The following is a 23,864-nucleotide window of genomic DNA, read 5'->3' on the forward strand; positions in this document are numbered from 1 at the left end:
GACACCGTTGCCTGCGTGTGCGCATACCCGTGTGAGCATGGGTATCGTACGATTCAGACAAAGACGAAGTACGATGATGTTTTTTCGAAAACGACTAGGGGAATCAGTGACTGAGATCCGGCAGCCCACACCGAGGCGCGGAACGAATCTACCCCGCATGGGTGACTTTAATCTGACGGTCATCCTGGAGGCGATCCGGCGGTCCTCGGGTGGGCTCAGCCGTGTTGAACTGGCACAGATTGTTGGACTGTCCCCCCAGACCATCTCCAATATTTCCCGCCGCCTGCTAGACCAGCACTTGATTGTGGAAGCAGGCAAAGAGGGTACTGGCCCAGGCAAGCCGCGGACCATCCTGCGGCTGAACCCATCGGGCATGTATGCGGTAGGCGTCCACCTTGACCCTGCAGTCATCACGTTCGTTGTCCTGGACCTCCTGGGCGATGTCGTCAGGCATTCGCGGATGGCTACTCCCGGTGGTGACCCGGCGGCGGTGATCACGAGCATCGCCCAGCAGATCAAGGTCCTCATTGAGGAATCGGGCGTGGACGCATCCAAGATCGCGGGGCTCGGCGTTGCCGTCCCGGGCCCGATCGACCTCGATGAAGGTTCCGTTGTGGAGCCGCCGCTGTTGACCCGATGGAACCGGGTGCGTATCCGCGAGGCCCTCACGGAGGCCACCGGCCTGGAGACGCTGGTGGATAAGGACGTAACGAGTGCCGCAGTGGCCGAAACCTGGGCCGGCGGTGCCAGCGGTGCCGGCAGTTTCGTCTTCATGTATATGGGCACCGGTATTGGTTGCGGCATTGTCCTGAACGATGAAGTGGTCCGTGGAACGTCCGGTAACGCGGGCGAAATCGGCCACATCATCGTTGATCCGATGGGGCCCCAGTGTGACTGCGGGCTCCGTGGTTGCGTGAAGTCCTCGTGTATCCCACAGGTCCTGGTGGCTGAGGCCGAGGCGGCCGGTGTGCTGGACAGCCACGGCGAGGACGCAGATGGCCCGCAGGTACAGGAACGTTACGCCTTGTTGTGTGACAAAGCCGATGCCGGCGATGAAAAAGCCATCGCCATCCTTGATAAGTCAGCCACCCTCGTGGCCCGTGCTGTCTCGGTGGTGACCAACACCCTTGACGTGGAACGCGTTGTTTTCGGCGGTCCTTTCTGGGGGCGGATGTCAAAGTACTTCCTGGAGCGTGTTCCGGGCCTGATCGCTGAAAACAGTGCGGCCCGCATGATCCACGGTATTGAAGTTGTGGGTTCCGGAGTGGGTGAGGATGTGGGCGCTATTGGTGCGGCCTGCCTCGTCCTGGAGCACACGCTGGCACCACGCGCCCAACGGCTCCTGCTGGAGGGCTAACTACTCCGCCACGTTGACTCGATTGGAGCATAAATGCGCCGCCCAATGAGGTTTGCCACCGTCCTTCCCGTCGTAGCCGCTCTTCTCGCTGCAACCGCTTGTTCCTCGACGCCGCCAACTGCCGAGAACAAGACACTGAAGATCGTCTACCAGAAATCGGACTCCTTCACGGCACTGGATGGCGTGATGCAGGACGCCAAAAAGGAATTCGAGGCGGCCAACTCTTCGGTGACGGTCAACCTCGAACCGATCCAAGCCAACGATGACGACTACGGCACCAAGCTCGCTTTGGCCCAGCGCTCCCCGGACACCGCGCCGGATGTCTTCTATGAGGACACGTTCAAGGTGCGTTCCGACGTCGACGCCGGTTACCTCCTCAAGCTGGACAGCTATCTGGAAAAGTGGGACGACTGGTCCCAGTTCAATGAAGCGGCCAAAGCTGCAGGCCGGGCCGACGACGGTGGCATTTACGCGGTGCCTCTCGGCACTGACACGCGTGCCATCTGGTACAACAAGGCAGTGCTGCAGAAGGCCGGAATTCCTGTTCCGTGGCAGCCCAAAACGTGGGAAGACATCCTGTCCACAGCACGTGCCATCAAAGCCTCGGACCCAACCGTGATTCCCTTCAATATGTACGCCGGCAAGGGTACGGGCGAGGGCACCGTCATGCAGAGCTTCTACGAACTCCTCTATGGGACTGACAGCACGCTGTACGACGAAAAGGAAAAGAAGTGGGTGGTGGGCTCCCAGGGTTTTACTGACTCGCTGGCTTTCCTGAAGACCCTTTACGACGAAAAACTTGCAGTGAGCCCGGCTGAAGCTCTCGACGCCAATGTCTGGAAGAAGGTCTTTGGCGAGTGGTTCCCGCAGGGCAAACTGGCGGCAACCGTGGAAGGCTCGTATACGCCGTCGTTCTGGCAAAAGGGCGGGCCCTATGAGTGGGCAGGCTATGAGCAGGACATGGGTGTGGCCATGTTCCCCACGCGGAACGGACAGGAACCCGGTGGCGTCAGCATGTCCGGTGGTTGGACACTTGCAGTCGGTGCCAAGAGCAAGAACGCTGAGCTTGCGTTCAAGTTCCTCACCACCGCCCTGAACAAGAAGAATGCCTTGGCCTTTGACGTTAACAACTCCCAAATAGCGGTGCGCACGGATGTTGCAAAGGAATCGAGCTACCTTTCGGCGAATCCGTTCGTGAAGGACGTGTCGGAGTTGGTGAAGGTGACGCATTACCGCCCTGCCACCGCCGATTACCCGAGGATCTCGACGGCGGTCCAGGTAGCCACCGAGTCTGTCATCACTGGAAAGCAAAGCCCTGAAGATGCCGCAGCGGAGTATGACGCCACGGTGCGCAAGGTTGTTGGCGATGACAAGGTCCTCAACAGATGACGGGCATGAGATGACATCAAAGAAATGACAGCAGGGAAATGACGATTCGCCGCTACCTGCGGCTGCTGCCGGTTGTTCCTTCCGTTCTCCTGCTCCTGTTGTTCCTGCTTGCCCCGGTGGCTTGGTCCTTCTATGCGTCGTTCACCAATGCCGCTCTTTCAGGCCGTGCGGCCCGGGATCCACAGTGGGTGGGGCTGGAGAACTATGTCCGGATGTTCAGCGATGACTCGTTTCCGCTCGCGGCATGGCTGACCGTTGTTTTCGTCGCAGCCTCGGCCGTGCTCGGCCAGAACGTGCTCGGCCTGCTCATCGCGCTGCTCATGACGCGCTCACGTAAGGCAGTTTCCTCGTGGGTGGGAACGGCGGTGGTAGCGGCCTGGGTACTCCCGGAGATCGTGGCTGCCTTCGCGGCCTATGCGTACTTCAACCGTGAGGGCACACTGAATCAGATGCTGGCCTTCTTTGGCGGGCAGGGGCCGGACTGGCTGTACACGTTCCCACTTGTCGCGATTATCCTGGCGAACACGTGGCGGGGAACGGCGTTCTCCATGCTTGTGTACAGGGCCGCCCTCGCGGACGTGCCACAGGATGTCTCGGAGGCTGCCTTGATGGATGGTGCCCAAGGCTGGCAGCGCCTGGCATTCATCACGTTGCCACTGATAAGGAGCAGCATCGCCACCAACCTGATGCTGATTACGCTGCAGACGTTGGCCGTGTTCACGCTCATTTGGGTGATGACGGCCGGCGGCCCAGCCAATGCCAGTACCACCTTGCCGGTGTTGGCCTACCAGGAGGCCTTCAAATTTGGGGATATTGGTTATGGCACGGCCGTTGCTTCGGTATTGATTGTGTTGGGAGTGGTCTTCGGCGCTGTCTATGTCCGCCTGCTCAGGGAGCAGAAGCCATGATGTCCAGGCCGCGGCTTGCGGCAGATATCGCTTTGGCCGTGATCGGTTTCTGCTTTGTGGCGCCATTGCTGTGGTTGCTGCTGGCCGCCGTCGATCCTCACGCCGGCTACCAGACCGCGGTGCCGTCGGCGCCTTCGATGGATAATTTTGGTGCGGTGTTCACGCCGGAATTGTTGTTCCAGCCCTTGACCAACAGTTTCCTTCTCTCGGCCGGAACAGCGGCGGTCAACCTGGTGGCAGCAGTCCTTGCTGCGTATCCGCTGTCCCGCTACCAGTCCAGGTTCAACAAGCCGTTCATGTACTCGGTGCTTTTCGGGACGTCGTTGCCCGTGACCGCCATTATGGTGCCCGTCTATGGATTGTTCGTCCAGCTCCAGTTGCTCGATTCCATGATGGCCACCATATTCTTCATGGCCACAACCACCCTGCCCATGGCCATCTGGATGATGAAGAACTTCATGGACTCCGTTCCCTTGGAACTGGAGGAGGCGGCATGGATGGATGGTGCATCAAGCATGGCGGCCCTGCGGACCATCGTGCTGCCTCTTATGAGGCAGGGCCTGGGCGTCGTATTCATCTTTGTTTTCATACAGGCATGGGGAAACTTCTTCGTCCCCTTCATCCTGTTGCTCTCCACAGCCAAGCAACCAGCCGCGGTGTCCATCTTCAGCTTCTTTGGCCAGCATGGCGCCATAGCTTATGGGCAGCTGGCGGCGTTTTCCATCCTGTACTCAGTGCCGGTGCTGTTGCTGTACGTGCTGGTATCCCGGAGCGTGGGCAGCTCCTTCGCGTTGTCCGGCTCGGTGAAGGGCTAGTCGATGTCCTCGACTATTTCGCCGTAGGGTATCGACTCATCCAGATGAGCCTGGTGCCCGGTGGGGCCTGTGTTGTAGATAATCCGGACTCCATGCCTTTGGTCTGCGGCGGACTGCAACAGAACTGGACGGACGGCGTCGATGACGCGCTGGCTTTGGTCGTTGAGGTACTGCTCATAGCGGGCTGGTAGCTGAGGCATGGCAAAAGGATAGACCTCAGAAGCGCACATGGGGAGGGCTCCCCATTGCGAGCTTGTTCAGGGGAGGCTTGGATAGAGTGAATCACGCCAGCGAGGGGACCACGAGTGCTTCAGAACACCGCCACGACCGGAATCGATGCACCGGACTTGGCCCGTGCCCAGCAGCTCGTCGGCAGCATTATCCGAAGCTTTGAGACCAAAGTGGTTGGCCAGTCCAGGCTGCAGGAGACGCTGGTGATCGGCCTCCTGACCGGCGGACATGTCCTTTTGGAAAGCGTTCCGGGTCTGGCCAAGACCACAGCGGCGCAAGCTCTTGCGGAATCAGTGAGTGCGGATTTTCGCCGGATCCAATGCACTCCGGACCTGTTGCCCAGTGACATCGCGGGCACTCAGATATTTGATGCGGCCAAAGGCACGTTCGTCACCCAGCTGGGACCCGTTCACGCGAACATTGTGCTGCTTGATGAGATCAACCGTTCCAGCGCCAAAACGCAGAGCGCGATGCTGGAGGCGATGCAGGAACGGCAGACGTCCATTGGTGGCGAGTCCTATCCTCTGCCGGAGCCTTTCCTGGTGCTGGCAACGCAAAACCCGATTGAGCAGGAGGGAACCTACCGCCTTCCGGAAGCACAGATGGATCGCTTTATGCTCAAGGACGTCCTGGACTATCCGAGCCCGGCGGAGGAAGCCGAAGTCATCAGGCGGATAGATGCCGGGGTGTTCAGCGCAGCGCAGAAGCCACCAGCGGCCGCGTCCCTTGACGCCATTGTCCAGGTGCAGGAACTCGTCAAGAGGGTTTACGTTGATCCTGCCATCATCAGGTACATCGTTGGCCTGGCCTACGTGACCCGTCATGCCTCCCAATACTTGGAGCCCCGTTTGGCCAACCTCATCGAGTTCGGTGCAAGTCCGCGGGCGAGCATTGCCTTCAGCCAGGCGGCGAGGGCGTTGGCACTCCTGAGCGGGCGGGATCACGTCATTCCGGAGGACGTCAAGAAACTGGCCCATAGGATCCTGCGCCACAGAATAGTGCTCGGGTTCGATGCCGTGGTTGAAGGGATCCCCGTGGAAACCATCATTGATGCAGTGCTCGCGTCCGTGCAGACGCCGTAGCGGACACCGCATGCCCAGCCTCCTCCGCCGCGTGAAGTCGAAGATGTTTATCTTCGCCCACCGCAGGACGCTCACCCTGTTGGATGGCGAATACGGTTCTGTCTTCAAGGGCCGCAGCCTGGACTTCGACGAATTGCGCTCGTACGTACCCGGCGACGAAGTCAGGGACATTGATTGGAAAGCCACTGCCCGCCACGGATCACCCCTGGTCAAACGCTATGTGGCCGTCCGCCGTCATTCGGTGCTGTTGCTCGTGGACACAGGACGGAACATGGCAGCCCACGCTGCCTCCGGTGAATCCAAGAAAGACATTGCCGTTGATGCTGCAGGCGTGCTGGGCTATCTCGCCTGCAGGCACGGGGACGACGTCGGACTCCTGCACGGCGCGGCACTCACTTCCCGGTACCTCCCGCCCCAGAGCGGTGAAGAGCACCTGGAGCTGCTGCTCCGGGAAGTGGATGCCGGCATTTCCCTGGATGGACCGGCGAGCGCCATCACAGAGCAACTCGACTACGCGTTGAGGTTCTTGAAGGGCCGCCTGCTCATTGCCGTTCTCGCCGATGAGTTCAGGCCCGACGCCCACACCGAAATGCTGCTCCGGCGCCTGAGGGCCCGGCATGAAGTCCTGTGGCTCACTATCCTCGACGCCGGGTTGGCCAAGGAACCGGGGCATCCGGCGTCAACGCAGGAGGCCAGCTTCGACGTCGGGGACGGCCAGCGGATCCCTGCGCCGGTGGCCGGGAACAACGTTGTTCGTGCCGCATATGCCACCGCGATGCGGAAGCGTGGGGAGGAGCGCAGCGCCTTCTTCCGCAGGCTCGGCATTGCTGAGCAGACGGTTGGCGCCACCGCCGACGTCCTCCCGGCGGTGTTCGCGCTCCTGGAGAAGCACCGCTCGGGCGCGAAGTCCGCCAAGGGTAGCAACCGTGCAGGATAACGCCGGCTTCTACGCACCCCTTCAATATCAGCAGCTGTGGCTTTGGCTGGGCTTGGTGCTGCTGCTGCTCGTAGCGTGCTGGTACGGATGGATGCTGTGGCCCGTCCGCAAAGCAACCCCAAAAACTCCGGCAAGCGGGCATGGGGAGTCACACGATCTGGAAACGCTGCGGGCCAGGTGCCTGTCAGCAATAGATACCCTCGAAAGAGAGGCCGACGCCGGCCGCCTCCCCGGGCGCGACGCACACCAGCGACTCAGCCTCCTCGTGCGGGAATTTGCGGGTGCAGCCACAGGTCTTCCGGCCACTTCCATGACACTGGAGGAATTGCGCCGCAACGGACTGGATCAGTTCGCCGTGGGTATCGCTCTGATCTACCCCAACGAATTCGCGCCCGTAGCCAGGCAATCCGTTCGGGACTCCGCAAAGACCGCACGCCAGGTGGTACAGGCGTGGAACTGACGTACTGGTGGATTCTTCCCCTCGCTGCCCTGGCACTGGTGATAGCCGCCCGACTGTTGATCCGGCGTCGACCGCAAAGGGGCAGGCCAGTGGCACACGGCGAGCGCCTCACCGAGCTTCCCGAGTACCAAAAGGCGCTGCGGCGGTACAAGGCCACGTTGGTCCTCGCCATGGTCTTGGGTGCGTTGTTCCTGGTGGCCACAGCCACAGCAGCGGCAAGACCTGCCCAGCGCACCACGGAACAGCCCGAAATCCGGAACCGGGACATCATCCTCTGCCTTGATGTTTCAGGATCCATGACCAGTACGGACGCTGCCATCGCCAAGGTGTTCCAGGAACTCGCCCGGGAATTCGATGGCGAGCGCATCGGCATGGTGATCTTCGATAGCAGCAGCGTCCAACTGTTCCCGCTGACAGACGACTACGACTACGCTGCCGAACAGCTCACCGCAGCTCAGAAGGCCCTGGACAGGGGGGCAGGATCCTTCTTCGACGGGACATGGAACGGGGGAGGATCCTCCCTGATCGGCGATGGCCTGGCATCCTGCGTGCAAAGCTTCCCGGACGTCGAATCGGAGTCCGGCGACGCCAAGCGCTCGCGGTCTGTTGTGCTGGCGACCGACAACTTCCTCTCCGGTGACCCCATCTTCACCCTGCAGCAGGCCGGCGGGCTGGCCCGGAGCAAGAACGTCAAGGTGTACGCACTGAACCCCGGCGACTTCGACTACGGAAATCAAGCTGATCAGCCCGGCGGCCAACTCAGGGCGGTTGCCGAAGGAACCGGGGGCAGCTACTTCACCCTGGACAGTCCTGACGCAGTGCCCGGGATCGTCCAGAAAGTGCAGGAGTCCGAAGCCAGCAGCTACCAGGCCGCACCCCAGATTGCGGTGAGCGACAGCCCGGCGCTGCCGCTTGGCGTCGCGCTGCTGGCAGGTGCCGGAATGGTGATCCTGGGATGGAGGCTGAACCCGTGACGCTTCAACCGATTATTCCGTGGGCGCTCCTCGCTGCCATAGGCGTCGCCGTCGTAGCCTTCACCCTGTGGGCCATCGCTCGCGGGCCGGGACCCGGCAGCACTGGACCACGAGGGTCGGTGCGGCCAGCCGCCATCCGGGGCGCCGCCGTCGTGCTTCTGGTCCTTGCCGCACTGCGACCAGGGTGGCCCGGCAGTGAAGCGAGGACCGCGGTCGCGGACGTGGACGTCTTCTTCGTTGTCGATACCAGTACCAGCATGGCTGCAGAGGATTACAACGGCACAGGCACCCGCTTGTCAGGGGCAACACACGACGTGATGGCGATCGCCAAGGAACTAGCGGGAGCCAGGTTTTCCCTCATCACCTTCGACAACAAGGCGACCGTCCGCATGCCGTTGAGCCAGGACGCCACCGCGCTGCAAATCGCCATGACAACACTGCAGCCGCAAAACCCGCGGTACGCCAACGGCAGCAGCATTGCGGGCGCAGGAACGTTGCTCAAGGACAGGCTCGCGGCCGCCAAAGAGCAGCACCCGGGACGTCCAGCACTGGTCTTCTACGCCGGGGACGGCGAGAACACCGCCGCCGAGGCACCAGCGCCGCTGCCGGTGGACGCGAACAGCGTGAGCGGGGGAGCCGTGCTGGGTTACGGCACAGGGCAGGGTGGCCGAATGAAAGACCCGTCACACACCGAAGCCGGGTACGTACAGGACAAGAGCTCGGGGCAGGACGCGGTGTCCAGGATCGACGAAGGGCAACTGAAAAACATCGCAACTCAGCTCCATGTCCCATATGTCCACCGGACCGGGAACCAACCCACGGCTGACATGCTTGCCAAAGCCCAGCCAGGCACCCTCACGCCTACCAACGACGACGCACCCGGCCGCGTGGAACTTTACTGGCTCCTGGCGCTCGCCGGATTCCTGCTGGCCCTTCACGAACCCCTGCGTCATCTCACCGCGCTACGGGAAGTACGGGGTCAAAGCTTGCGCCCGAAAACCAAGGAACCAAAGGCATGAACAACGCACGACGCCGCAGACGCCGCCTCGCGCTGTGGTCCGCCCCGCCGGCCCTGCTGGCGCTCGCCGTCGCAGCGAAACTCCTGAGCGTGGGTGCCTTGGGCGGGTACGCTGCACAGGCCTTCGAAACGGCCGATCAGGATGCTGCAGCCGGAGCCGCTTCCTGGCTGCATGTTGCCAACCTGTTCGAGCCGCACAAAGCCTACTTTGCATCCGGCGACGTCCATGTTCTGGCCGGCGACTTCACGGCGGCACGGAAGGACTTCGAAGCGGCGTTGGATGCCGGTGCCGGCACTGATGAATGTCAGGTGCGGGTCAATCTGGTGTTGAGTATCGAGAAACTGGGCGATGCTGCTTTGGCTGCAGGAAATAAGCCGATGGCAGCCACGTTGTTTCGTGAAGCGTTGGATGTCCTCGAGTCCTCACCTGCGCAGTGCGCGCAGGAGGGGCCCGGGAATTCGTCAGGGGAGGGGAAAGCCCTGGATTCGGCCATGGATCGGCTCAAAGCCAAGATAGCTGCGGACTCCAAGGGAAGTGGCGAGGCGAAGAAGCAAGCCAAGGATTCGCCGTCCGAGCCACAGCAGGAGCAACTGCAAAAGCTGGGAGAGAGCGCGCAACAGGCCCAACGGGAGCGAACAGAAGGGCAGGAACGCGAGGAGTACCTGCGCGGCCCCGAGAATGACTCGAGCGTAGACAGGCCGTGGTGAAGGTTTCTACGGCGCCTTTTGGCGAACAAAGTTCACAAATCCTTCTTCACGGATCGTAAAACTGCGTCTTAATTCGGTGGCCGAGTTGAACCCCTCCTTGCCCACGACCTAGAGTCATAAACAAGTTACCGCGGTAACGTGTCAGCGATCCTCCGTTGGATCCGCCCCGCAAGGGCGGTGAGGAGGGTGTGGGTGCCCCCATGTGGGCCTGACATTTGCACACGGAAAGCTTCATTCCAGGCGTACCAGTCGCGGCTGCGTCCTGCTGGAGTTCTTTCGTGTATCCCAAACTCAATTCATCGATCATGCAATCAATGGTTCCCTTGGATCCATTGGGTGACGTTCGATGACGAACAGCCAAGGACGCAAATGTCGCCACCAAGCCTTATTGACGTACATCCCAACCTAGCCGGAACGGCACCCGTAGCACTTTCCTACGAGCTGTTTCCCCCTCGCTCGCCGGCGGCCGCAGAAACTCTGTGGACCACTATCCGTGAACTCGAAGCCACCGAGCCGGACTACGTCTCCGTGACGTACGGTGCCAGTGGATCCAACCGGGACACCGCCGTTGACCTCATCAACCGACTCCTGCTCGAAACCACGCTTCGGCCCTTGGCTCACCTGACGTGTGTAGGCAACACACCGGTTGAACTGGCGGAGATCATCGGTGAGCTCCTGGACCACGGCGTCCGCGGCATCCTTGCACTGCGCGGCGATCTTCCCAAAGACGGAAGCCAGCCTGCCATCGGTTCACTCCGCTACGCCCAGGATCTGATCGAACTGATCCGCCGCGTGGAGCAGCGTCGTTCAGCACTCCTTTGCGCCGGCAAGATCGCTGTCGGAGTGGCCGCGTACCCCACCAGGCATCCTGAATCGCCAAGTGTGGGACACGACGTCGAAGTTCTCCTGGCCAAGCAGCGTTCCGGTGCGGACTTCGCGATCACGCAGGTTTTCTTCCACGCGAACGAATACTCGGACCTGGTGACCCGTGCACGTCGGGCCGGGGTCACTATCCCGATCATCCCCGGTGTCATGCCGCTCACCAGCCTTCGGCGCCTGAAGCGCCTCGGCGAGCTGGCCGGCGTCGACCCTTCCGTGGAACTCATGGAGCGCCTGGCTGCCGTGGACACTGAAGCCGACCGTCGGCGAATCGGCGTCGCAGCCACTGTGGATCTGGCCAATGCGGCACTGGATGCCGGTGCGCCAGGCATTCACTTGTACACCTTCAATGAGCACGCCGACGCCCTGGACGTGCTGGACAAGCTGGCGCTGCCGCGGCCATCCCGCCCTGCTGGCCGCGTAAACACCATGGCCCTGCGCCAGGAATACGCAAGCTAACAGCCTGCCACCAACCCGTCGGCTCTTCCCGGCCACCCAAGACACCAACCTTTTCAAACCACTTCATCAAGGAATTCCCATGACTGAACAGAACACGCCCGCCACTCCGTTCCCGGCAGCCTCGCTGCTCGGCTACCCTCGCATCGGCCGTCGCCGCGAGCTCAAGAAGGCTGTCGAAGCTTACTGGGCCGGCAAGATCGACGCCGCAGCACTGGACGCAGCAGCAAAGGACATCCAGCTCACCATCGCAAAGCGCCTGCAGGACCTGGGCCTTACTGAAGCTGCCGCTGTTCCGGGTACCTTCTCCTTCTACGACCAGGTGCTGGACACCACTGCGCACCTGGGCGCGGTTCCGGCACGCTTCGGTAAGCTCCTCAACGCTGAGGGCCAGCTGGACATCGATGGCTACTTCACGCTGGCACGCGGCAACAAGGAACAGCAGCCGCTGGAAATGACCAAGTGGTTCGACACCAACTACCACTACCTGGTACCGGAAATCGGCCCGGAAACCGAGTTCACGCTCGCCTCCACTGCCAAGGTTGACGAGTTCGCCTTCGCACTTGCCAACGGCATTGAGACCCGCCCGTACATTGTTGGCCCGGTCACCTACCTGCTGCTCTCCAAGGCATCCGACGACGCCCCGGCCGGTTTCGCGCCGCTGTCCCGCCTCGAGGACATCCTGCCTGTATACGTTCAGCTGCTAGAGAAGCTCGCCGAGGCTGGCGCCAGCTGGGTTCAGCTCGATGAGCCGGCCCTGGTTGTTGACCAGGACACGCCGGCCGCCGAGATCGAAGCAGCCGTTGCCCGTGCTTACGAGGTCCTCACCAACGCCGCCAAGCGTCCGCAGATTCTTGTCTCCACCCCGTACGGCTCTCTCGATGGCCAGCTCGGTACGCTTGCTGCCACCAACATCGACGCCCTGCACATCGATGTCTTCAAGGGTGGAGTTCCCTCTGCAGCTGCCCTCGCAGGCCTAGGCAACAAGACCCTGGTTGCCGGTGTGGTTGACGGTCACAACATCTGGCGCAACGACCTCGCCGCATCTGCCGCGAAGCTGGATGAGCTGAAGGCTGCAGCCGGCAAGCTGGCCGTCAGCACGTCCACGTCCACCCAGCACGTCCCGCACGACGTCGCAGAGGAAACCGCGTTGTCTGAGCAGCTGCGCAGCTGGCTCGCCTTCTCCGACCAGAAGGCAGTGGAGGTCAAGACCCTCGCTTCCTACCTGGCGGACCCCGCGTCGGCCAAGGCTGCCATCGACGAAGCATCCGCCGTGATCGCTTCCCGTGCAACCGCCGAAGGCGTTCGCCGCGACGACGTCCGCGCCCGCACCCAGGCACTGACCGCTGCGGACTTCAGCCGCTCCGAGTACGCGGTTCGTGAAGCTGCCCAGGAAGAGGCACTGCACCTTCCGCCGCTGCCCACCACCACCATCGGTTCGTTCCCCCAGACGTCCGAGATCCGCTCCGCACGTGCCCGCAACAACAAGGGCGATCTCACCAACGAGCAGTACGAGAAGCTCATGAAGGACGAGATCAAGCGCGTTGTGGACCTGCAGGAAGAACTGGGCTACGACGTCCTGGTTCACGGCGAGCCCGAGCGCAACGACATGGTCCAGTACTTCGCGGAGAACCTCGAAGGTTTTGACGTGACGGTCCACGGCTGGGTCCAGTCTTACGGATCCCGCTGCACCCGTCCGTCCATCCTCTGGGGCGACGTCACCCGCAGCGCCCCGATCACGGTTGCCTGGGCTGAGTACGCACAGTCGCTGACCAGCAAGCCGATGAAGGGCATGCTGACCGGTCCGGTCACCATCCTGGCCTGGTCCTTCGTTCGCGATGACCAGCCGCTGGGCGAGACCGCCAACCAGGTTGGACTGGCACTCCGCGACGAAATCGCTGACCTCGAGGCAGCCGGCATCAAGGTCATCCAGGTGGACGAGCCCGCCCTCCGTGAGCTCCTCCCGCTGCGCAAGGCAGACCACGCCGACTACCTGAAGTGGTCCGTTGACTCCTTCCGCCTCGCCACGGCCGGTGCTGCCGACTCCACCCAGATCCACACCCACCTGTGCTACTCCGAGTTCGGTGTGATCATCGATGCAATCGACGGCCTCGACGCAGACGTGACCTCCATCGAAGCTGCACGCTCCCGCATGGAGGTCGTCCACGACCTCGAGTCCCACGGCTTCGGCCGCGGCGTTGGTCCGGGCGTTTACGACATCCACTCGCCGCGTGTTCCGGGTGAAGCAGAAGTCACCGAACTCCTGGCCACCGCCGTCAAGCACGTTCCCTCGCGCCAGCTCTGGGTCAACCCGGACTGCGGCCTGAAGACCCGTGGCTACGCCGAGACCGAAGAGTCCCTGCGCAACCTGGTCAAGGCAACCCAGACGGTTCGCGCCACGCTGCTCGAAACCGCTAAGTAAGCCAGCCACAACGACGGCGGCCGGTCACCGAAAGGTGATCGGCCGCCGTCAGGCGTTTAAAGGCTCAGTCCCTCACGACTCCCAAAGGATTTCGTCATCCACCACGCCGTCTTCATCGGCGGCCACTACCAGCAGCTCATCCGTGAAGTGCGAGCCGAGGGTGAAGTCCAGGACGAAATAGCGCTCGGGCTGGCCAGGGTAGATGGCCACATGACCCAGTTTGAGGGCTTTGAGGAAGACGTCGTTGGTGAGCTGGGACTTGTCCCTGACCCCGAAAACGGATTCGAGCTGCTCTTCCTTGAGCTGGGAACTATGGAAATGCAGGAACTGCTGCGGATTGGTGCCGTCCTGGTCCAGCTCATCGGCGATCATCTCCCGGACCTGGTCAACCAGCTCCGGCAGGAAGCGCAAGCGGTAGTCCACCTTGTGCATGGCAGCCTCGTCGAAATGGTCATGCGCCGTGACGTTGAGGTCCAGCTCAAGCTGATTGCCGCCGAGTTCGTGTTTGGTCACGAAGCAATGTTCACGCCCGTGATTGAGCTCGATCTCCCCAAAATGTGTGCTTGCTACCTTGCCCATGTGATCAATCTAACCCCAACATCGGGCCGGTTCCAGCAATTGGGAAGAATTCACCTCCGACGCTGCGGACCCTTGACAGGCGCTGATTTCAGGGGATGCAAACCGCTCTTTTCGGAGGTGCCGCGGAGGGTGTCAGCCAGGAGCTGCGTAAACAGTTGGACTTGCGCTGTGCGCTTTTCATTGATGAGCAGCGCAAACACGTTACGCGCCAGCCGGATGTCCGGGACGTCAAGGACCACGACACCGGGCGGCCTGTTGCGCAGCGCCAGTTCCGGTACCAGCGAGGCACCCAAGCCAGCCGCGGTCATCTCCAGGCTGGCGTGGAAATCGTCACTGTAAGCCACGACGCGGGGGTGCAGGTTGCAGCTGGCGAACAGGCGTTCGATCACGAGGGCGTCGCTGGTTCCGGGGTGGTGGACGATCCACGGCATGTCCGAGAGGTGCGCGGCTTCAATCTCGGCATCCTCGCGGATTTTCCATGAAGCGGGCAGCACCACGCGGAAGTCGTCGTCGCCGATCCATTGCCGCTCCAGGGAATGTGGCCAGGCCAATCCGGACTGGCCCACCTGGTACACGAGGGCGACGTCCAATTCTCCGCCACTGCGCAGTCCCTGGATGGTCTGTGCCGGTTCAGCGACTGATACCCGCAGCTCGATTCCGAGTCCGTTCCACCGCTCATTCTTCAGGATGTCCGGGAGCACGTACGTGGCAAGGCTTGGGAAGATGCCCAGCCGCAATTCCTGGGCTGGCGCATCGTTGGTCCTTGATGCTGCCGCCATCAGTGCTTCGACGTCGGTCAGCACCTTTGAGGCGTGCCGCGTCATGGTGATGGCCGCTTCGGTGGGAATGACGCTCCTCGCCGAACGCTGGAAAAGTTCCACGCCGGTGTCGCGTTCCAGTGCGGCCATCTGCTGGGAAACGGCGGAGGCTGTATAGCCAAGCTGCGCGGCAGCCGCAGCGAAAGAACCCAAGCGGGTTACTTCCATCAGCGTCCGGAGGTGGAGGAGATTGACCATCAGGAGAGTTTAGCTGTTCGCCACGCCACATTTTCAAAGTGTCACGACACGCCGGAACCCGGCGACACGCTGGAGATTAAATGTGGCTAAGTAGTCCACAGGGTGTGGATGACATCTCTCAATATGGCGGAATTACGGACATTTTGAGAGCCCTTGCCTGTGGACGAGCGGTGGATTGAATGACATACTTGTAATACATCATCTTGGGGTCCCGGCGAGGCGCTTGCACTACATGTAGTATCGGTTTACGGATTGAGCGGGAAACCAGCACAAGACTAAATAAGCGTGTTGGCTGCCACAGCAGCCTGCGGGCCGGTATCGGATTCAGTATTCAGTTCCGGTTGAGCCCGCCAGATACGAAGAGCGACAGACTTCAACTAAGGGGACAGGGATCATGACCGTTACGGTTTACACGAAGCCGGCCTGTGTTCAGTGCAACGCAACCTACCGGGCACTCGACAAGAAGGGCATTGCCTACCAGAGTGTCGACATCTCCCAGGATGCCGAGGCGCTCGAACGCCTCAAGGCGCTGGGTTACATGCAGGCTCCCGTCGTCGTGACCGAGCAGGACCATTGGTCTGGATTCCGCCCGGACAAGATCGAGGAACTGGCCCAGGCCGTTTCCTCCGTGGCCTAAGTTTCCTTTCGGACTTCGCCACCACAGCAAGCAAGAATTCCTATGTAGTCGAGGTGACTCCCATGGCACCGCTGGCAACGGCATCCGTGCGCAGTGACACGGACACTGTGACCACGAGGAGTCACCTCATCTACTTTTCCTCGACATCTGAGAACACCAAGCGCTTTGTCCAGAAATTGGGCAGGGATGCAGCGCGCATCCCGCTCTATGCGCATGATGCCCCGCTTCAAGCACTTGAACCCTTTGTCCTCGTCCTGCCGACTTACGGTGGGACGAACGGGGAAGGTTCAGTGCCCAAGCAGGTCATCAGGTTTCTCAACAACCCACGGAACAGGCAACTGATACGTGGTGTTATCGGTGCAGGAAACACCAACTTCGCGGAAAACTATTGCGCAGCGGGAGACATCATCGCCGCCAAGTGCAACGTGCCGCATCTCTACAGGTTTGAACTCATGGGGACGCCGGAAGACGTCGATCGGGTCAATCAAGGATTGGAAAAGTTTTGGACACTACTGTCGCAGAAACAGAAGTAACCGGGGGCGCTGTGGAAACGGCCAAGAAGCCACTGCCCGAGGCCTATAAGGGCCTGGGCTATCACGAGCTCAACGCCATGCTGAACCTGTATGGCCCCAACGGCGAGATCCAGTTTGAAGCCGACCGTGAAGCCGCGCACCAGTACTTCCTGCAGCACGTGAACAACAACACCGTGTTCTTCCACGACCTGGAAGAGAAGCTCGACTACCTGGTGAAGAACCAGTACTACGAGCGCGAAACCCTCGACCAGTACACGATGAACTTCATCCGTGAACTCTTCAACCGTGCATACAAGAAGAAGTTCCGCTTCGAGACCTTCCTTGGCGCCTTCAAGTTCTACACGTCCTACACACTGAAGACGTTTGACGGCAAGCGCTTCCTTGAGCGCTACGAAGACCGCGTCTGCATGGTTGCCCTGCACCTTGCCCGCGGCAACGAAGAACTTGCCAGCCGCCTTGTTGATGAAATCATCGACGGCCGTTTCCAGCCCGCAACCCCCACCTTCCTGAATGCAGGCAAGGCCCAGCGCGGTGAGCTGGTCTCCTGCTTCCTGCTCCGCATCGAAGACAACATGGAGTCGATTGCCCGCGCCATCAACTCCGCGCTGCAGCTCTCCAAGCGTGGTGGCGGTGTAGCCCTTTCACTCACCAACATCCGTGAGCACGGCGCCCCGATCAAGCAGATCGAAAACCAGTCCTCCGGTGTCATCCCCGTGATGAAGCTCCTCGAAGACAGCTTCTCCTACGCCAACCAGCTTGGTGCCCGCCAGGGTGCAGGTGCCGTGTACCTGCACGCGCACCACCCGGACATCCACCGCTTCCTGGACACCAAGCGCGAAAACGCTGACGAGAAAATCCGCATCAAGACGCTCTCCCTGGGTGTCGTGGTCCCGGACATCACGTTCGAGCTCGCCAAGAAGAACGAGGACATGTACCTCTTCTCCCCGTACGACGTCGAGCGCGTCTACGGTGTCCCCTTCTCCGACATTTCCGTCACGGAGAAGTACTACGAGATGGTTGACGATTCCCGGATCAAGAAGACCAAGATCAGCGCCCGTGAGTTCTTCCAGACCCTCGCGGAGATCCAGTTCGAGTCCGGCTACCCGTACATCATGTTCGAAGACACCGTGAACCGGGCCAACCCGATCGACGGCAAGATCACCATGAGCAACCTGTGCTCGGAGATCCTGCAGGTTTCATCGCCGTCCATCTACGCGGAAGACCTCAGCTACGAGACCGTGGGTAAGGACATTTCCTGCAACCTCGGTTCCATGAACATCGCCAAGACCATGGATTCGCCGGACTTCGGACTCTCGATCGAGACGTCCATTCGCGCCCTCAGCGCAGTTTCGGATATGTCCTACATCAACTCGGTGCCGTCCATTGCCCAGGGCAACGCCCAGAGCCACGCGATTGGCCTTGGCCAGATGAACCTCCACGGCTACCTTGCCCGCGAGCACGTCCACTACGGTTCCGAAGAGGGCCTGGACTTCACCAACATTTACTTCTACACGGTGCTGTTCCACGCTCTGCGCGCCTCCAACCGTCTGGCCATCGAGACCGGCCAGAAGTTCGGCGGCTTCGAAAAGTCCACTTACGCTTCCGGCGAGTTCTTCGACAAGTACACGGAGCAGGAATGGGTTCCGGAGACGGAACGCGTCCGCGAGCTCTTCGCCGGCCACCACATCCCCACGCAGGATGACTGGCGCGAGCTGAAGGCGTCCGTCATGGAGCACGGTATCTACAACCAGAACCTCCAGGCCGTTCCGCCCACCGGTTCCATCAGCTACATCAACAACTCCACCTCGTCGATCCACCCGGTGGCCGCCAAGATTGAAATCCGCAAGGAAGGCAAGATTGGCCGCGTCTACTACCCGGCTCCGTACCTGACCAACGACAACCTGGAGTACTACCAGGATGCCTACGAAATCGGCTACGAGAAGATCATCGACACCTACGCAGCTGCAACGCAGCACGTGGACCAGGGCCTGTCCCTGACGCTGTTCTTCAAGGACACCGCCACCACGCGCGACATCAACAAGGCGCAGATCTACGCATGGCGCAAGGGCATCAAGACCCTTTACTACATCCGTCTCCGCCAGCTTGCGCTGGAGGGCACTGAGGTGGAAGGCTGCGTCAGCTGCATGCTCTGATCAACCGTTATCGGTTGATAGCCTGCGGCAGTTGCCGCACTCAAAACTGAAAATTACGACGGCGGGTTCCCACCCACCGTCGTAGGCTTACCTTAAAGAACCCAACGCTAAAGGGGATGAAATGACCGAAAAGGTCAAGCTGCTTAGCCACGTCGAAGCAATCAACTGGAACAAGATCCAGGACGACAAGGACGTGGAAGTCTGGAACCGACTGGTCAACAACTTCTGGCTGCCGGAGAAAGTGCCGCTGTCCAACGACGTCCAGTCGTGGCACACGCTGACGCCGGATGAGCAGCAGCTCACCATGCGCGTTTTCACCGGCCTCACACTGCTGGACACCATCCAGGGCACCGTCGGCGCTGTTTCGCTGATCCCGGATGCGCTGACGCCACACGAAGAGGCGGTGTACACCAACATCGCCTTCATGGAGTCGGTGCACGCGAAGTCGTACTCATCCATCTTCTCCACCCTGTGCTCCACCAAGGAGATTGACGACGCTTTCCGCTGGTCGCTCGAGAACGAGAACCTGCAGAAGAAGGCGCAGATCGTCATGGACTACTATCAGGGCGACGACCCCCTGAAGCGCAAGGTGGCTTCAACGCTGCTGGAGAGCTTCCTGTTCTACTCGGGCTTCTACCTGCCCATGTACTGGTCCTCACGTGCCAAGCTGACGAACACGGCCGACCTCATCCGCCTGATCATCCGCGACGAAGCCGTGCACGGTTACTACATCGGGTACAAGTTCCAGAAGGGCCTGGAGAAGGTTTCCGAGGCCCGCAAGCAGGAAATCAAGGACTACACGTTCGAGCTTCTGTTCGAGCTGTATGAAAACGAAGTCCAGTACACGCACGACCTCTACGACGGCGTCGGCCTGGCCGAGGACGTCAAGAAGTTCCTGCACTACAACGCCAACAAGGCCCTCATGAACTTGGGCTACGAAGCCATGTTCCCGGCTTCGGTCACCGACGTGAACCCGGCCATCCTTTCGGCACTCTCCCCGAACGCTGACGAGAACCACGACTTCTTCTCCGGCTCGGGCTCCTCGTACGTGATTGGCAAGGCTGTCAACACCGAGGATGAGGACTGGGAGTTCTAAACGGATTCAGTTCTTGTATCTTCAAAGCCCCTCACGCCGTGCCGGCGTGAGGGGCTTTGTCGTTGGCAAGGCTGCGGGCGTTTACGTCCAGGGCACAAGGTACCCCCCGCTGCGCGCAAGAGCTCAGGCAGTTCCAGTACGACCCCGCCAGTTGACCCGAAACTCCCTCAATCAACTCGGGTTCGTTCATAGCCTGGCAGTGGCGGAACCGTCGAGTGGTAGTTGTGCCCGGTGGGCGTGGTCACCTTCAGCGTGTGTCTCTCTGCGGGTTCCGGTCTCACGCTCCACCCGCGGTTTTCCTTGGTGTGGTTGCATTGTTCGCAGAGCCCGGCCGCGTTATTCAGTGTGGTTTTACCGCCTTCGGCCCACGGCAGGATGTGGTCGTAATGGCGGATGGGGGCGTCACAGTATGGCGTGCGGCAGGTGTGGTCGCGGGTTTCGATGAACCGTCTCATGCCCGTGGGGAAGAAACGTGCCCTCGAGTCAGTGGCAAGGAGCTCGCCCGTGCTTGGTGCCGTGAAGAGTCGTCGCAGCCAAATGCTGACGTCTTGATCTGTCTTGCTCTCACCGCTGGTCAGGAGCTCCCTGGCCCATTCTGCGGGCACGACGCCGTAGCCAGTAAGTCTTGCGGGTTCGCTGTCGCCTTGTAGCAAGGTGCGGTCGGTCATGACGAGCTGAAGGTCGATCCGAGAGAATCCTGCAGGCGAACCGGTGATGCGTTCGACGAGCGTGTCCGCCATGACCTGTCCCCGGGGCCGGCTGTCCCCGTCGGAGCGTGCTGAGTCTGCATGGCGGGTGAGCGCGGCGTATGCAGCAACGCCTTGGGCGACCGGCAGTAGCGCCGTGAGGATCGTCATGGTGTCCGGCGCCGGGCGCAGGCTCACGTGCCTTTCGGACGCCGCGTGGGCAGCCCGCTGCGTCACGGAGCGAGGATCACGACGATAGGCCGCTGCTTTTGCGGCGGCGACGATGGTCTTGTCGCCGGCACCATCGAACGTGCCCGCGTCCGGGGCGAGTTCCTCATCCACGGCGCAACGATCTTCAGCGCTGAGGCACGCTGTTTCCTTCACGAGCAGCGTGGCCCGCCATTCGTTGAGCTTTCCCGACTCCAGGGCGGCCATAGTGCGCGGCATCTCCGACACCAGCGCCTTGGCCAGTCCCAGAAGCCGGGAACCCTTGTTTGGTGATTCACGCCGGGCGAGCGCGATCTGTGCTGCCACACCTTGGCTTCGTTCAGCCGCTGGAACTCCGGACTCTGCGCGCTCTTGGCGCTGGGCAAGGTCAAAGGCCACGGCTATTTTCGCTTGCAAACTTGAGATCGCAGACTTCATGTCCTCAAGAACACGCAGCTGATCTATCAGGTCACCGCTGACGTTGCCTGCATGAGCACGTTCAGGCAGCGAAGCGACCGCTTGGGTGGCTTGTATCTGCTGACTCCGGCTCATATTTTTACCATGTCAGTAGCCACCGACATTTTTAGCGCCGGGAACGAACACAGCAGATCGAATCCGTAGGTGAACCCTCCTGCCCTTGCCCGCGTCTTTCCATCAGAGGAAGATACTGCCCAACTTCGGGAGGACGTCATGGTTCAGCTTGAGAAGTTTGAAAAGTACTTGATCGAAGAGTTCTACGACGATTACCGCTCGGGCGACATGTCCCACGGGACGTTCACGAGGCGCGTGGCGTTCATCATGGGAAGCATGACCGCGGCCGCGGCGGCTATGACCTTGGTGGGCTGTACATCGGACGAGGTGCCAAAGACCGGCGACCCAATGCCAACGCCCACCGCGTCAGCAACGTCGGGAAAAACGACAACCGTCCCAAATGCCAAGAGTCCGCTGACAGTGCCGGAAGGGGCGGCGGGCCTGGCAACAGCCACGGTGAAGTTCGATTCCGGAGGGACGGAAATCAGTGCGTACCTGGCCCGGCACGAGGGAAGCCAAAAGGGGCCGGGAGTATTAATCTGTCACGAAAACCGAGGCCTCACGCCCCACATCCAGGACATCGCCCGGCGCTTTGCCAAGGAAGGCTACGCGGCTCTGGCGCTGGACCTCCTCAGCAGGGAGGGCGGCACCGCATCGATGGATCCGGACGCTGTTCCGGGTGCCCTGACGAAGGCGGGCGCCCAGCGGCACGTTGGCGACTTCCAAGCCGCATTCGAGTATCTGAATGGCCAGGATTTCGTGAAAAAGGGCCGCATTGCCATGATCGGCTTCTGTTTCGGTGGCGGCATCACCTGGCAGGCAGCGACCGAGATCCCTGGGCTGAAGGCAACCTCTGCGTTCTACGGTCCCGCCCCGGACCTTGCAAAGGTCCCCACCATAAAGCCTGCCGTTTTCGGTGTCTACGCCGAAAAGGACGCGCGCATCACCGGTTCCATGCCGCAGTTGAAGGATGCGTTGGACGCGACGCAGGTCAAGCACCAGCTCAAGGTGTACCCGGGCGTGGACCATGCATTCCACAACGACACAAGCGATCGCTACAACGAGGCCCAGGCTACGGCGGCGTGGAACGACACGTTGGCCTGGTTCAAGGACAACGTCTGAGGTCAGTCCGGCAGATCACGTGCCTGGCTGGCCAGCTCAGCCTCCAACGTCTCGATACTGGGCAGGCTGGCAACAAATTCGTCGGGCAAGGACTCTGCAATGGAAGTCCGCCACTCCGCGATGCCCACCGGGGCGTTGAAGCCACGGAGGGCGTACTCGGCAACCACGCTGTTCTTTTCCTTACATAGCAGAAGGCCGATCGTCGGTTTGTCATCGGGATGGGCCATCAGATCGTCAACGGCTGCCATGTACATGCCCAACTGGCCCAGGAATCCGGGTTCGAACTTCACGGCCTTGAGCTCAATGACCATGTAGCAGCGCAATTTCAAATGGTAGAAGAGCAAGTCCGCGAAGAATTCGTCGCCGGCGATCTCCAATCGCACCTGTTCCCCTACAAAGGCGAAGCCTTGACCCAGCTCCAGCAAGAATTTCTCCACGTGCTGCACCAATTGAAGCTCCAGTTCCCGTTCGCTCCGACGGTCTGTCATGGCAAGGAAATCAAAGACATAGGGATCCTTGGTGGCCTGCTGGGCGAGGTCTGAATCGGCAGGAACCATCGTGGTTTTGAAATTGGTGATGGCCTGCCCGGAACGCTCGTGCAGGCGGGTCTCGATCTGGTGCGTCAGGACGTTGCGTGACCATCCATGCCGGGCTGCTGCCGCTGCGTACCAAAGGCGCGTGGCGGCGTCGTCGAGCTTTTCCAGGAGTGCGATCTGGTGGTACCAGGGCAATGTTGCAAGCGGCGCTTGCAACATTGGAAACTCAGGCCAGGCCTGGGCAAAGCTCTTCATGTACCGCAGGTTCCTGGGGGAGAAGCCCTTCGCCTCGGGGAAGCGGGTGCGGATGTCAGCGGACAATCGGGTGACTACTTTGGCGCCCCAGCCCTCCTGCGATTCCCGCTCGGCAAGTTGCCGGCCGATGCTCCAGTAGGAATTGAGCAGCTCGCTGTTCGCTGCCGCCAGAGCGCGCGTGCGGCCTGTTCGGACCTCTTGCGCGACAGTGTTGAGGAGCGCGGGATACCAGTCGGGCATCGATGTCGCGGCCGGGACGCCCGGGAACGACGCTGATTTTTCTGCCGCTCCAGTGACGAGCTCTTGCGAAGGCATATTCTCTCCTGTCGATTGCTATTGCCCTCACGCTATTGGGAGGCACTGACAGAATGGACAGGTGAGTGAAGCGGGTGAGTTTGTGGACTTCACGCTGCAGCGTGAATCGTCCTGGGAAAAGGCCATGGAAGCCCGCGGGCGCCTGGGTGGAATGAAGGTCTACGGGGCATCGGTTGGTGCGGTGAGAGGAACGGTGCGGGACGCCCTGAAGCGCCACAAGAATCTGGGCCATGACGACATCACGGCGCTGAGTTCGGAACTGTGGGATGAGCCGGTCTTTGAACGCAGGCTCGCTGCTGTTGTGCTGCTGCAAACCAAGGTAGGAATCCTGGTCAACACGGACCTGACCCGCATTGAGGGCTTCATCAGGCAGGCCGGCACGGAGGAACTGGCAGGTCCTCTGGCGGTGGACGTGGTCAAACCCTTGCTCGCCAGGCTTGAAGGACAGGCGAAGGAACGCGCCGCACGCGTTGTGGAACGCTGGTCCCGGGACACTGATCCGTGGCTCCGCCGGGCCGCGCAACTCGCCACCGACAACTCGAACTCTTGATTAGCCGCAGCC

23 protein-coding genes are annotated in these 23,864 nt (G+C 61.1%); 18 read left to right on the forward strand and 5 right to left on the reverse strand.

Annotated features, from left to right (window positions below; all coding sequences use genetic code 11):
• Window positions 1–157: 157 nt before the first annotated feature.
• The 4 genes from ACTAQJ_RS02320 to ACTAQJ_RS02335 are packed head-to-tail and all read left to right on the forward strand — an operon-like array spanning window position 158 to window position 4,469.
• The gene (locus ACTAQJ_RS02320; RefSeq protein WP_431115445.1) at window positions 158–1,357 is read left to right on the forward strand and encodes an ROK family transcriptional regulator; all 1,200 of its coding nucleotides are present in this window, start codon (window positions 158–160) and stop codon (window positions 1,355–1,357) included.
• Between the two features lie 33 nt (window positions 1,358–1,390).
• The gene (locus ACTAQJ_RS02325) at window positions 1,391–2,746 is read left to right on the forward strand and encodes an extracellular solute-binding protein (RefSeq protein ID WP_498700432.1); all 1,356 of its coding nucleotides are present in this window, start codon (window positions 1,391–1,393) and stop codon (window positions 2,744–2,746) included.
• A gap of 38 nt (window positions 2,747–2,784) precedes the next feature.
• Window positions 2,785–3,654 carry a carbohydrate ABC transporter permease gene (locus tag ACTAQJ_RS02330; protein ID WP_498700433.1) on the forward strand — a complete coding sequence of 290 codons (870 nt, stop codon included), beginning with the start codon at window positions 2,785–2,787 and terminating at the stop codon, window positions 3,652–3,654.
• Window positions 3,651–4,469: a carbohydrate ABC transporter permease gene (locus ACTAQJ_RS02335; protein WP_498700435.1), complete on the forward strand. Its 819-nt coding sequence runs from the start codon at window positions 3,651–3,653 to the stop codon at window positions 4,467–4,469. The genes ACTAQJ_RS02330 and ACTAQJ_RS02335 overlap by 4 nt, the downstream gene beginning before the upstream one ends.
• On the opposite strand, the gene ACTAQJ_RS02340 is transcribed toward ACTAQJ_RS02335, so the two are convergent.
• Window positions 4,466–4,669: a hypothetical protein gene (locus tag ACTAQJ_RS02340; protein WP_431115441.1), complete on the reverse strand. Its 204-nt coding sequence runs from the start codon at window positions 4,667–4,669 to the stop codon at window positions 4,466–4,468. The genes ACTAQJ_RS02335 and ACTAQJ_RS02340 overlap by 4 nt on opposite strands.
• Before the next feature lie 105 nt (window positions 4,670–4,774).
• Between ACTAQJ_RS02340 and ACTAQJ_RS02345 the strand changes: the two genes are divergently transcribed.
• The 8 genes from ACTAQJ_RS02345 to metE all read left to right on the forward strand — a co-directional run bounded on the left by ACTAQJ_RS02345 (window position 4,775) and on the right by metE (window position 13,636).
• Window positions 4,775–5,782: an AAA family ATPase gene (locus tag ACTAQJ_RS02345; protein ID WP_498700440.1), complete on the forward strand. Its 1,008-nt coding sequence runs from the start codon at window positions 4,775–4,777 to the stop codon at window positions 5,780–5,782.
• 10 nt (window positions 5,783–5,792) lie between these two features.
• The gene (locus tag ACTAQJ_RS02350) at window positions 5,793–6,719 is read left to right on the forward strand and encodes a DUF58 domain-containing protein (protein ID WP_498700443.1); all 927 of its coding nucleotides are present in this window, start codon (window positions 5,793–5,795) and stop codon (window positions 6,717–6,719) included.
• A complete protein-coding gene (locus ACTAQJ_RS02355) occupies window positions 6,709–7,179 on the forward strand; it encodes a hypothetical protein (protein WP_498700445.1) in 471 nt (156 codons plus the stop codon). Before ACTAQJ_RS02350 ends, ACTAQJ_RS02355 begins: the two co-directional genes overlap by 11 nt.
• Window positions 7,170–8,153 (forward strand): vWA domain-containing protein, encoded by a 984-nt coding sequence (locus ACTAQJ_RS02360; RefSeq protein WP_498700446.1) that lies wholly within the window; start codon window positions 7,170–7,172, stop codon window positions 8,151–8,153. The genes ACTAQJ_RS02355 and ACTAQJ_RS02360 overlap by 10 nt, the downstream gene beginning before the upstream one ends.
• The gene (locus ACTAQJ_RS02365) at window positions 8,150–9,172 is read left to right on the forward strand and encodes a vWA domain-containing protein (RefSeq protein WP_498700448.1); all 1,023 of its coding nucleotides are present in this window, start codon (window positions 8,150–8,152) and stop codon (window positions 9,170–9,172) included. Before ACTAQJ_RS02360 ends, ACTAQJ_RS02365 begins: the two co-directional genes overlap by 4 nt.
• Window positions 9,169–9,879, forward strand: coding sequence for a tetratricopeptide repeat protein (locus ACTAQJ_RS02370; RefSeq protein WP_477519808.1), 711 nt, complete (start codon window positions 9,169–9,171; stop codon window positions 9,877–9,879). The genes ACTAQJ_RS02365 and ACTAQJ_RS02370 overlap by 4 nt, the downstream gene beginning before the upstream one ends.
• A gap of 369 nt (window positions 9,880–10,248) precedes the next feature.
• Complete coding sequence (locus ACTAQJ_RS02375; RefSeq protein ID WP_498700450.1) at window positions 10,249–11,217, forward strand: methylenetetrahydrofolate reductase; 969 nt, start codon at window positions 10,249–10,251, stop codon at window positions 11,215–11,217.
• Window positions 11,218–11,296: 79 nt separating this feature from the next.
• Window positions 11,297–13,636, forward strand: coding sequence for a 5-methyltetrahydropteroyltriglutamate--homocysteine S-methyltransferase (gene metE / locus ACTAQJ_RS02380; RefSeq protein WP_498700451.1), 2,340 nt, complete (start codon window positions 11,297–11,299; stop codon window positions 13,634–13,636).
• Window positions 13,637–13,708: 72 nt separating this feature from the next.
• Here the strand turns inward: metE and ACTAQJ_RS02385 are convergent, their stop codons facing one another.
• On the reverse strand, window positions 13,709–14,215 hold the full coding sequence (locus tag ACTAQJ_RS02385) for a DUF2004 domain-containing protein (RefSeq protein WP_223933081.1): 507 nt from the start codon (window positions 14,213–14,215) through the stop codon (window positions 13,709–13,711).
• A gap of 50 nt (window positions 14,216–14,265) precedes the next feature.
• Window positions 14,266–15,231 carry a LysR family transcriptional regulator gene (locus ACTAQJ_RS02390; RefSeq protein WP_431115432.1) on the reverse strand — a complete coding sequence of 322 codons (966 nt, stop codon included), beginning with the start codon at window positions 15,229–15,231 and terminating at the stop codon, window positions 14,266–14,268.
• Between the two features lie 394 nt (window positions 15,232–15,625).
• Between ACTAQJ_RS02390 and nrdH the strand changes: the two genes are divergently transcribed.
• The 4 genes from nrdH to nrdF all read left to right on the forward strand — a co-directional run bounded on the left by nrdH (window position 15,626) and on the right by nrdF (window position 19,650).
• Complete coding sequence (gene nrdH / locus ACTAQJ_RS02395; protein WP_011775022.1) at window positions 15,626–15,868, forward strand: glutaredoxin-like protein NrdH; 243 nt, start codon at window positions 15,626–15,628, stop codon at window positions 15,866–15,868.
• A 62-nt stretch (window positions 15,869–15,930) separates the two neighbouring features.
• Complete coding sequence (gene nrdI, locus ACTAQJ_RS02400; RefSeq protein ID WP_498700454.1) at window positions 15,931–16,401, forward strand: class Ib ribonucleoside-diphosphate reductase assembly flavoprotein NrdI; 471 nt, start codon at window positions 15,931–15,933, stop codon at window positions 16,399–16,401.
• 32 nt (window positions 16,402–16,433) lie between these two features.
• On the forward strand, window positions 16,434–18,554 hold the full coding sequence (gene nrdE / locus ACTAQJ_RS02405; RefSeq protein ID WP_498702142.1) for a class 1b ribonucleoside-diphosphate reductase subunit alpha: 2,121 nt from the start codon (window positions 16,434–16,436) through the stop codon (window positions 18,552–18,554).
• A 121-nt stretch (window positions 18,555–18,675) separates the two neighbouring features.
• Window positions 18,676–19,650, forward strand: coding sequence for a class 1b ribonucleoside-diphosphate reductase subunit beta (gene nrdF, locus ACTAQJ_RS02410; RefSeq protein WP_431115430.1), 975 nt, complete (start codon window positions 18,676–18,678; stop codon window positions 19,648–19,650).
• Between the two features lie 167 nt (window positions 19,651–19,817).
• Here nrdF and ACTAQJ_RS02415 read toward each other — a convergent pair whose 3' ends face one another.
• The gene (locus ACTAQJ_RS02415; protein WP_498700455.1) at window positions 19,818–21,095 is read right to left on the reverse strand and encodes an HNH endonuclease; all 1,278 of its coding nucleotides are present in this window, start codon (window positions 21,093–21,095) and stop codon (window positions 19,818–19,820) included.
• A 69-nt stretch (window positions 21,096–21,164) separates the two neighbouring features.
• Here ACTAQJ_RS02415 and ACTAQJ_RS02420 point away from each other — a divergent pair, with 69 nt between their 5' ends.
• Window positions 21,165–22,196 (forward strand): dienelactone hydrolase family protein, encoded by a 1,032-nt coding sequence (locus ACTAQJ_RS02420; RefSeq protein ID WP_498700458.1) that lies wholly within the window; start codon window positions 21,165–21,167, stop codon window positions 22,194–22,196.
• 2 nt (window positions 22,197–22,198) lie between these two features.
• Here ACTAQJ_RS02420 and ACTAQJ_RS02425 read toward each other — a convergent pair whose 3' ends face one another.
• Window positions 22,199–23,302, reverse strand: coding sequence for a PDDEXK nuclease domain-containing protein (locus ACTAQJ_RS02425; protein WP_498700459.1), 1,104 nt, complete (start codon window positions 23,300–23,302; stop codon window positions 22,199–22,201).
• A gap of 61 nt (window positions 23,303–23,363) precedes the next feature.
• Here ACTAQJ_RS02425 and ACTAQJ_RS02430 point away from each other — a divergent pair, with 61 nt between their 5' ends.
• Window positions 23,364–23,852, forward strand: coding sequence for a DNA alkylation repair protein (locus tag ACTAQJ_RS02430; RefSeq protein ID WP_442018937.1), 489 nt, complete (start codon window positions 23,364–23,366; stop codon window positions 23,850–23,852).
• Window positions 23,853–23,864: the final 12 nt, after the last annotated feature.

The sequence above is a fragment of the Arthrobacter sp. alpha11c genome (assembly GCF_054149985.1).